Source organism: Thalassotalea loyana (assembly GCF_030161435.1).
Classification (GTDB): domain Bacteria; phylum Pseudomonadota; class Gammaproteobacteria; order Enterobacterales; family Alteromonadaceae; genus Thalassotalea_G; species Thalassotalea_G loyana.
In genome coordinates this window covers 24,552-33,369 of sequence record NZ_BSSV01000012.1, presented here as the reverse complement: position 1 = coordinate 33,369, position 8,818 = coordinate 24,552, and the positions used below count along the sequence as shown (strand labels likewise).

General features: G+C 41.2%; 7 protein-coding genes. 1 reads left to right on the top strand and 6 read right to left on the bottom strand.

Translation table 11 applies throughout. The features are described 5' to 3' along the window. Positions 1 to 292: 292 nt before the first annotated feature. The 4 genes from QQK05_RS18525 to QQK05_RS18510 form a co-directional block, all read right to left on the bottom strand. Positions 293 to 1,009 carry a pseudouridine synthase gene (locus QQK05_RS18525; RefSeq protein WP_284301472.1) on the bottom strand — a complete coding sequence of 239 codons (717 nt, stop codon included), beginning with the start codon at positions 1,007 to 1,009 and terminating at the stop codon, positions 293 to 295. Positions 1,010 to 1,014: 5 nt separating this feature from the next. Beyond that, positions 1,015 to 1,992 (bottom strand): methylenetetrahydrofolate reductase, encoded by a 978-nt coding sequence (locus tag QQK05_RS18520; protein WP_284301469.1) that lies wholly within the window; start codon positions 1,990 to 1,992, stop codon positions 1,015 to 1,017. 196 nt (positions 1,993 to 2,188) lie between these two features. Then, entirely contained in the window at positions 2,189 to 3,889 is a 1,701-nt protein-coding gene (gene dld / locus QQK05_RS18515; protein ID WP_284301467.1) for a D-lactate dehydrogenase, read from the bottom strand. A 32-nt stretch (positions 3,890 to 3,921) separates the two neighbouring features. Next, a complete protein-coding gene (locus QQK05_RS18510) occupies positions 3,922 to 5,622 on the bottom strand; it encodes an L-lactate permease (RefSeq protein WP_284301464.1) in 1,701 nt (566 codons plus the stop codon). Positions 5,623 to 5,797: 175 nt separating this feature from the next. On the opposite strand from QQK05_RS18510, the gene QQK05_RS18505 reads away from it, so the two are divergent. Continuing rightward, positions 5,798 to 6,703, top strand: a complete 906-nt coding sequence (locus QQK05_RS18505) for a LysR family transcriptional regulator (RefSeq protein ID WP_284301462.1) — start codon at positions 5,798 to 5,800, stop codon at positions 6,701 to 6,703. Between the two features lie 22 nt (positions 6,704 to 6,725). On the opposite strand, the gene QQK05_RS18500 is transcribed toward QQK05_RS18505, so the two are convergent. Continuing rightward, positions 6,726 to 7,847, bottom strand: coding sequence for a DcaP family trimeric outer membrane transporter (locus tag QQK05_RS18500; protein ID WP_284301460.1), 1,122 nt, complete (start codon positions 7,845 to 7,847; stop codon positions 6,726 to 6,728). 314 nt (positions 7,848 to 8,161) lie between these two features. Further along, complete coding sequence (locus QQK05_RS18495; protein ID WP_284301459.1) at positions 8,162 to 8,791, bottom strand: hypothetical protein; 630 nt, start codon at positions 8,789 to 8,791, stop codon at positions 8,162 to 8,164. Positions 8,792 to 8,818: the final 27 nt, after the last annotated feature.

Genomic DNA, 8,818 nt, shown 5'->3' with positions numbered 1-8,818 from the left:
CCTCAGCAGAGATGCTGAGGTTTTTTATTTTGAGGACAATAGATTGTCCTTAGACGCTTATACCGTAACAAAAGCGGCTTATCGACTAACTCACTTATTCAATAAACCTCAGCAGAGATGCTGAGGTTTTTTATTTTGAGGACAATAGATTGTCCTTAGATGCTTATACCTTAACAAAAGCGGCTTATCGACCAACTCACTTATTCAATAAACCTCAGCAGAGATGCTGAGGTTTTTTTTCTTTTGAGGACAATAGATTGTCCTTAGACGATTATACCGTAACAAAAGCGGCTTAGATGAGCTTTTCAACACTGTTTATTTCTTGCTGAGATAAAATGCGAGAGTCGCCTACCGATAAATTGGCATCCAAGGTGATGTCACCGACTTGGCTACGGTGAAGTGCCATAACAGGGTTTCGAAAATGACCAAACATCCGCTTTATTTGGTGGTACTTGCCTTCAACGAGCTTCACTTCAGCTGTATTTTCACTCGTAATGGATAACTTAGCGGGTAATGTGGTGATATCTTCATAACTAAAATATATGCCTCGCCAAAAACCTTCGACATAAGACTCATTAAGAGGGTTTTGTAAGGTTACTTGATATGTTTTTTCGATTTTTTGCACAGGCTGAGTTATTGCCTCTGACCATCTGCTGTCATTTGTTAACAAGACAAGGCCACTGGTATTCAAGTCTAGTCTACCAACAATATGTAATTCATGTTTGAAATCAAAAGGAAGCAAATCGATTACGGTTTTATGCTTATCATCTTTGGTGGCGCATACCACGCCAACAGGCTTATGCAGCATGACGTAATGGGCCTGATTATCTTGTATTGTTTTGTTATCTAGCTCTATCGAAGTGAATTTATTGATCCGTTGATCAACCCCTAACGCAAGTTCCCCATCCACCTTAACGCGTTTTTGAGCAAGCATCAGTCGTACATCGCCTTTCGAAATTTTACAGTATTTCGCGATGAAGTTATCGAGGCGTTGAGTCGCTAAGGTCATTATTTTTACGAGCGACTCAGTTCTAATAATTCATTCTTTGCTAGGTAATTATCCATCATTGAGCGCAATAATTTGTACAATAGAATAGAACCATCTATTTCTTCTTTACGGTTGGTTAAGCTCTCGATATTGAGACCTAACGGTAAATTATATGGTATCACTGCATCTAGGATTTGCTGCAAACTGTTAGTACAAATTCGAATTGACTCGTACAAAGGTTTTTCAGCATTGAGTATGCGTAAACTTGTCGCTTCGGGAACACTTACGCCGAGCCATTCGATAAACTCTAATGTCTTCTCACTGCCGCATGGTGAAAAGGTCAAAATGATCCGTTGTGGTTTCAAACCTAATTTTTTGCATTCAATTGCATAGCGCGTTAGCTGATCGATCGTCGCTTGAGGGTTGTATATCGCCTGAGAAATAAAAAAGTTACAACCTTGTTGATATTTATCTATTAAGCGCTGATGCTCATTACCTTTGCTGGCGTGTCTTTCAGCAATGGTAATTCCACCAGTAAAGAAGTCATGTTGATTTTTCTTTAGCGCGTTATATGCATCATCGAGAGACAATGACACCTGATTTTTATGAGAAGGGCTACCTACGAGCACAACGTCTCTAATGTTGTATTCGTTCCAGGCCTCATTTGCCCATTGATTAATTTGTTCAACACAAGACTGACCAACACTTTTGTATGCGATGACTGGGCGGGTTGATATTTTATTAAGTATCGATGAGTACAATCGAGGATCGTGAGTCCCCATGTAAGGAAAAGGTCTAGGCGCATTTGTTCTAGAAGCTTCGTCTTGAATGTCATAGACGATAAAACCGTCGACATCAATATCACTTACACGTTCCAGTAATTTTTGAGCGATGGTATCAACTTGCTCAATAGGCGTGTTTTTTTTTGGAGGTGTAGTTCCTATAAAATATACACCTCGGTTGTTGTCGTTATATCGAGCCCTAAGCTCAGAACTATTATTCAACGTCTCGCCTTCATCTACTAATTAATTCGGATGCATAGAAGTATAGGTGTTTAGCCGTCTAAAATAAAGAGGGGTGAGTTAAATAATTTGTTTGTGTGAAAAATAAGGAGAATTATTAGCTGCTTATGGGGAGTGCCTAGACCCAAATATAGGGCTGACAAATAAAAAAGCCCTGGATGAACAGGGCTTCAGATGATTAACAGCAACCACAATTTCGCTTGTGTTTACTCATTTTCCCTACTCCGGGATTAAAGCTATTGGTTGGATCTAATTCTTCGTAAAAGGCTTTTACGCCGTCTTCCGCATCATATAAGTGACCGACATTATGCTCCGCTGGATATTTTGCGCCTCGTGAATCAAATAGTTTAAGCATTTCTTTTTTCACTTGATGTGCATCTACACCTTTTTTCAGTACATAGTCTTGATGAAAAACGTAGCAAAAAAAGTGGCCGTAATAGAGCGCCTTGTCGATCTTTTGTGTAAGTGAATCCGGCAGTTGCTCTACCCATGACAAATCATTTCGCCTTAAAGCTACATCGAGTGCTAAAATGTCGCCAACACTTTTGTCGTGAAGTGTTTGGTAACGGATGGCGGCTCCCGCCGCAGCAAAGCGCTGTAAGTATGCTTTTGAAGCTTCTTCCTTATCGCAAATAAAGAAGTTGCCTGCGTCAGGGTTTTCACTGAAATACTGCGTTAAATATTGTTGCGCCTCTTCAATGCCGTCATCACTCATTTTTAAAATTAAGTGGTGCTCAAATTTATCTCTATACTCAAGCATTCTTTTTGGTAAATGTTGAGGGAAGCATTTACCAATAAGCTGCATACATCGATCGGTAAGATATTTGGGCAGAAACGATAATTTATTAAGTGTTGCATCTATTCGACCTTTGATGGCAAACAACTTAGGTAGCCTATCTGTGCCAAGATGCTGAATGCTTAAAAAGGTATCTTTGCCATATTCTGCTGCAATATCAAAAATATCCTTGTGAAGATATTCTCCAACTTCGGGTATATTCTTGAAATGCGTTAATATATGGCGACGCAAATGCGTGAGCGTGTCAGGGTTATTCGTTCCTAAGTAAAAGGTTTGTTCTTTTTGCGCTACTTCGAAGGTATCTAGGCGAACTGCAAAAACAGCGATTTTTCCTGCACAACCACTTGCTTCGTATAGCCGGGTAACGTCGGCGTTGTATCGACTTGGAATATCTGAATCAATATCACGTAAACGATCAATGTAATCGCTCGCACTTGCCTTTTCTTGAGTGGCAAGACTGGCAAGCTCAAACGCGCCATTTTCAAGATTTGTCAAAATCTCTTCAGTGTGATCGCCCAAATTGATACCTAGGTGGTTCACTAAATTCAATTGACCATTTTTATCGACTTGAGCAAACAAGGATAATTCAGTGTAGGCAGGGCCTCGCTTAACTAGTGAACCACCAGAGTTGTTTGCGATACCACCGACTATCGAGGCACCTAAACAAGACGAACCTATTACCGAATGAGGCGCTCTGTTTAAAGGTTTAAGCGTCTTTTCTAATGTATGTAAAGTCGTCCCTGGAAAACTAACAACCTGCTCGCCTTGTCCTAACACATGCAATTTGTTCATCGCCAACGTATTGATGATAACAATGTCCCTGTCGTAATCATCACCGCTTGGTGTAGAACCTTCGGTTAAGCCTGTGTTTGCCGCCTGCATTATCATAATGCAGTCTGCTGCGACACAAAGTTCCAGTACTTGCCAAAACTCTAATAAGGTATCAGGGAATACAACGGCTATAGCGCTGCCACGACCTGATCGCCAGCCAGTGCGATAATGCTCTGTCGCTTTCAGTCCCACGCGTACTTTGTCGTTGCCGAGTAGTTGGGTAAATTCAGATATTAACTGCTGTTTGTTCATAACATCTTCCTATCGTGTGACAGCGCGATTTGCTAACCGAGTGGGCCTGTTACATTTAACCCATAAAGGGCAAAGGTAACAAGCGCGCCAGAGACCAATACGTAATATATTGTCGGTATAATGGTTTTACGTAATGTTGCGCCTTCCTGTCCAAGAAGACCCACGGTAGCACTAGCGGCAACAACGTTGTGAATCGCGATCATATTGCCTGCGGCTGCACCAACAGCCTGAGCGGCAATAATAATCGCAGGGGAGAGCTGCAGACTCATCGCTGCTTCATATTGAAATTGGCTGAACATCATATTGGATACAGTGTTTGAACCCGCTATAAATGCGCCCAATGCACCTATGGTAGGGCTGATTAATGGGAATGCTTCGCCAAACCAGTTAGCAAACATTTGTGCACTCGCCATAGGCATGCTTGGAAAATCAGATAAATTTACGCCTGAATTAATAAACAAACGCACCATCGGAATCGTGAACATCAAAACAAAACCGGCACTTAACACGGTTTTCGTTGATTTACTAAAAGCACTGGATAACGCTTTGACTCGCTGTTGTGGCGCACCTTGAATAATAATTGCAAATAAAGCGCTGATAATAAGCAAGCCACCAGGTAAATATAGCGGGCTGAATGTTGCGCTAACTCCAGCTTCGCCAAGAATGTTGCTAAAGCCGAAACTAACACCTGTCAGCATTGATTTGAATTCTGTAAAAACGCGTGAGCATACGAGTAACAGAGCAACTAGTAAGTAAGGTAACCAAGCAACTACTTGAGAAACTGGTTTGTCGGTAGACACGTCTTCTTGCGCTATCTTTACTTTACCTAGCCAGTTATCTGGCCAAGAAGATTTTTGCTCAAAATCCCAGTGTGTCTTAGGTGTTAAAAAGCCTTTTTTCGCTGCTGTTACAACAACCGCCATGCTAACTAAACCACCCATTAACGATGGGAATTCAGGCCCAAGGAAGATGCCTGTTAAGGCATAAGGGATCGTAAACGCAAGACCTGCAAAAATTGCAAAGGGCAAGATAGCAAAACCTTCCTTCCAGCTTTTATTTTTGCCAAAAAATCGAGTTAGCATGATGACCATGAACAAGGGCATAAGTGTGCCAACAATGCCGTGAATAATAGAGACATGTGAGGTGATTAATTGCAGATACTGCTCCCAAGTCCAGCCTTGAGTTGCTAACTGTAATTCAATAGCTGATGTATCTAAGCCTTTATTAATACCGATTACAATAGGTGTACCTACCGCACCAAAAGACACTGGAGTACTCTGAATCATCATACCCATAAGTACGGCAGCAACGGCAGGAAAACCTATGGCAACCATTAACGGTGCGGCAATTGCTGCAGGTGTGCCAAATCCTGATGCACCTTCGATAAAGGTACCAAAACACCAGGCAATGACGATAGCTTGGACTCGGCGATCGGGTGAAACATGAGTAAAGCCTTGGCGGATAACGCCGATTGCTCCAGTATTTTGTAGTGTATTGAGTAAAAACAACGCACCAAAAACTATCCACAATACTGATACGGTAATCCCCATACCTTGTAATATTGAAGCAATAACTCGGTTTGCCGACATATCCCAAACAAATAAAGCCATTAATGCAGTAACTACCAATACCAGTGGCATTGCTTTCTTTGCAGGCCAGTGCAAGCCTACTAGTAGCACTGCGGTAAGGACTATTGGCACTAGCGCCAATAAGCCTAACGTTAATTCTGTCATTTTCTCGTCCCCTTGTTGTAATAGTTATAGTTACAGATATTTGTGCGCTCGATATGGCGCTTTTGTTTTAGTAATGACAAATAAATGTTTTGGGAATGTACTACTATGGCGACTATTGATATATATTGATAAAAGATAATCTTTTTTTCCTTTTATTGCATAATAAGTGGGTTTTATGATCAAAGCAGATGATATTTTCCTTTTTGTACAAGTAGTTGAAGAGGGCTCTTTTTCAAAAGTTGCTGACAAACTCGAGATGACAAATTCTGTTGTAAGCAAACGAATTAGTCGCTTAGAGCAAGAGATCAATGTGCAGTTGTTTTACCGAACAACGCGAAAACTAACACTCACAGATGCCGGCAGAGCGCTTTATGGTAAAGCAAGGTTAGCAAAACAGGCCTTGCAAGATGCGCAAGATGTTGTCCTCGGATACAGTGACGCGGTTAGAGGTAAGATCAAAGTGACAGCGCCTGTTGTTTCATCACATATTCTTTTGAGTGCAGCAGTCGCAGAGTTTTGCAAAACGTATCCAGATGTTGAAGTGGAGCTTTTTGTCACGAATCGAATTGTCGATATTATTAATGACGGGTTCGATCTCGCGATCAGAACCGCTGAGTTAGATGATTCATCCTTCATTGCACGACGATTGATAGACTCTAATTGGGTCGTGTGCGCAAGTCCAAGCTACCTAAATAAGCAGGGCATTCCTGCCCATCCCGATGAATTGAAGCAACATCAATGTTTAATTTATAAATATGAAGGAACAGGGCCTGATAATTGGTATTTCAAAGAAGACAAGCGTGAATTTTTTGTACAGGTGTTTGGTCGCTTCCATGCGAATAGTTTAGAGTCAATTAAACAGGCATCGCTTAATGGCTTCGGTATTGCTTATTTACCTCAGGCCATAGTGCATGAAGAATTAGAGAAAGGAAGGTTGGTGTCGCTACTTGGTAATTACACGGCGAAGAAACTAGGGATTTATGCAATTTATCCCAAGTCGCGACAACCAGATAAGAAGCTCAACTTGTTAGTTGAGCATTTTCGTAATGCCTTTCAAGATAAAAAGGCGTATTACTGCTAGTCGTTATACTTAAAAATAATGGTTAAAATTTATATATTGCTGAGAATTGAAGATAATTTGAGTCAACGGATTCTACTCCTTTATCATCAATGGCGTAGTTACCAAATTCGGCTCCGACATCAAAATTAGCAGAGATACTGGTAAGTAAATTTACGCCCCAGTGGCTGCGTTCTCTTTCTAGTGTGTCTGTTTTCGCGCCACCGTAGAATACTGTTGAACGCAAAGATTCTGTCCAAAAGTGACGATATGCGAGTGTAAATGCTGTTGTGCTCTCTGCCTTAGTAAGGTCATCGGCAGGATCGGTAACAATATCTGGTGTCATGCCTGCGGCAACATAGCGTCCAGCTTCTCCTGTGGTAAATTGAAAACGCAAGTCGTCTTTACCAACGGTTTTTATGCGACCGGCTAAATTGAAGGCAATGGCTGTTTCATCAATACCACCTTGATCAATTTTCCTAACAAGCGTTGCGGCAGATAACATCCCCCAGTCAGCTTGATGATTGTATCGGGCGATAAAGTCAGGTGTACTTTCATCTTTGTCAGCCTGACTACCTGTGAGGCCTACAGCACTTGATGGCGCACCAATATCACCGTCGCCATTGGTTTCCGGGTTTTCGATCGAAAATTGCCAGTTGCCATGGGTATAACGTACTTGAGTTTGTCTGATAAAGACTTCGCCAACATGGGGACCACCAAAGTCTAATGCTTCGGGTAGTGCGTGTAACGGCATAAAGGTGGTCCAGTTTTGGCCAACCATCCAGTTTTTATAATTGATATAGTAATGTCGTAACCGTGGGTTTGACGAATTGCTTACAACTTCGTTTCCACCGCCGCCGTAAAAATCCATTTCTACAACACCACTAATGTCTCCGTGTTGCACCTTTAAATTAATGCGTGACTCTTTGACGTTGAAGCCTGTATGTGAAGTTTCAACCGGTTGGCCCGCGGGATAGTTGGCTACCCAGTAATCTTGGTAGGCGATATCGCCCTCAACATGACGGATGTCGATTTTTGCATAACCACTCAATGATACTTTCGTATCGACCCCGTTATTTTTCACGGTCATGAGTTCTACGGCATGTGCTTGGTTTAATCCAAGGCAGGCAATACTCGAGCAGAACATAAATTGCTTAATTGTTTTCATTGACTCTCACCTATTGTTTATCGTTTTTATTTAACACTGCTTATCGCGCAGTTTGTTTACCAAGGTAATGTAGAGACAATTTTTAAGTGAATAAATGGAATAAAAACTAAAGACTTTTTCTAAAAGTTAATTAATTGGGTGGCGAGCTTGAAATCGATCGGAGCTTCACTTTATCGAGCGAAATAGAATAAAAGGTGTTGGTTAATCGTTGAAAGCACAATAAAAATTACTGCCAAAAGGGCACGGCCCAGAATAGGTGACGTCGGTGCTGGTGTGGCCCGGATAATATCTAAGGGCCACAGATATAGGTTTGGCTAATTAATCAGGCGTTTATTTTTGCTGTTGTACAAGATGAAAAACAGGCAGAAAATTACTAATACTAATGACGATGGCTCAGTAACTACGGTCGTCTGGTCGCTGATGAAGGGAACGGCATTCCTGATACCCTGAAAAGTATTAAAGATATTCCAATCGTCGCTGTATGTGTCTATCGGGGCAATAATATCGTTGATGGCTGTTGAAGAAAAAAATTGGTAGTCAACACTAAACTTATCAACATAATCAATATTGCGAACGCTGAGGCTATATGGACCGTTTCGATAATCATCGATTACCGTATAATAATAGCTCTGCTTTACTAGCTGATCGTCATAGTAGAAACGATAATGGCCATCAATTGCTCTTAGCCCTTTTTCATTAAATCCTAAATCAAAACCTTCGAAACCGTTGCTATTACTACCACTAAAATCCCAGTAAGCCTCATCACCAACAGCAGAAAAAGACAACTTGAGCGTATCGCCAACTTTAAAGTCACCGTTAAAAACATCTGTGCCACTTGCCAATGCTAGGTTTGTTCCATCAAATGTGTAATTTGCTTCGATAATTGCAGCATGTGCGGTGTTTACCATCATCGAGAATACAAAAAGTTTAAGTAATGTTTTCATTTAATTTCAATAAGTTCCTATCTTTGA

Bases quoted from the DNA above. Each gene is read 5' to 3' on its own strand.
- QQK05_RS18525 (WP_284301472.1), bottom strand. From the start codon at position 1,009: ATGACCTTAGCGACTCAACGCCTCGATAACTTCATCGCGAAATACTGT.
- dld (WP_284301467.1), bottom strand. From the start codon at position 3,889: ATGAACAAACAGCAGTTAATATCTGAATTTACCCAACTACTCGGCAAC.
- QQK05_RS18510 (WP_284301464.1), bottom strand. From the start codon at position 5,622: ATGACAGAATTAACGTTAGGCTTATTGGCGCTAGTGCCAATAGTCCTT.
- QQK05_RS18505 (WP_284301462.1), top strand. From the start codon at position 5,798: ATGATCAAAGCAGATGATATTTTCCTTTTTGTACAAGTAGTTGAAGAG.
- QQK05_RS18500 (WP_284301460.1), bottom strand. From the start codon at position 7,847: ATGAAAACAATTAAGCAATTTATGTTCTGCTCGAGTATTGCCTGCCTT.
- QQK05_RS18495 (WP_284301459.1), bottom strand. From the start codon at position 8,791: ATGAAAACATTACTTAAACTTTTTGTATTCTCGATGATGGTAAACACC.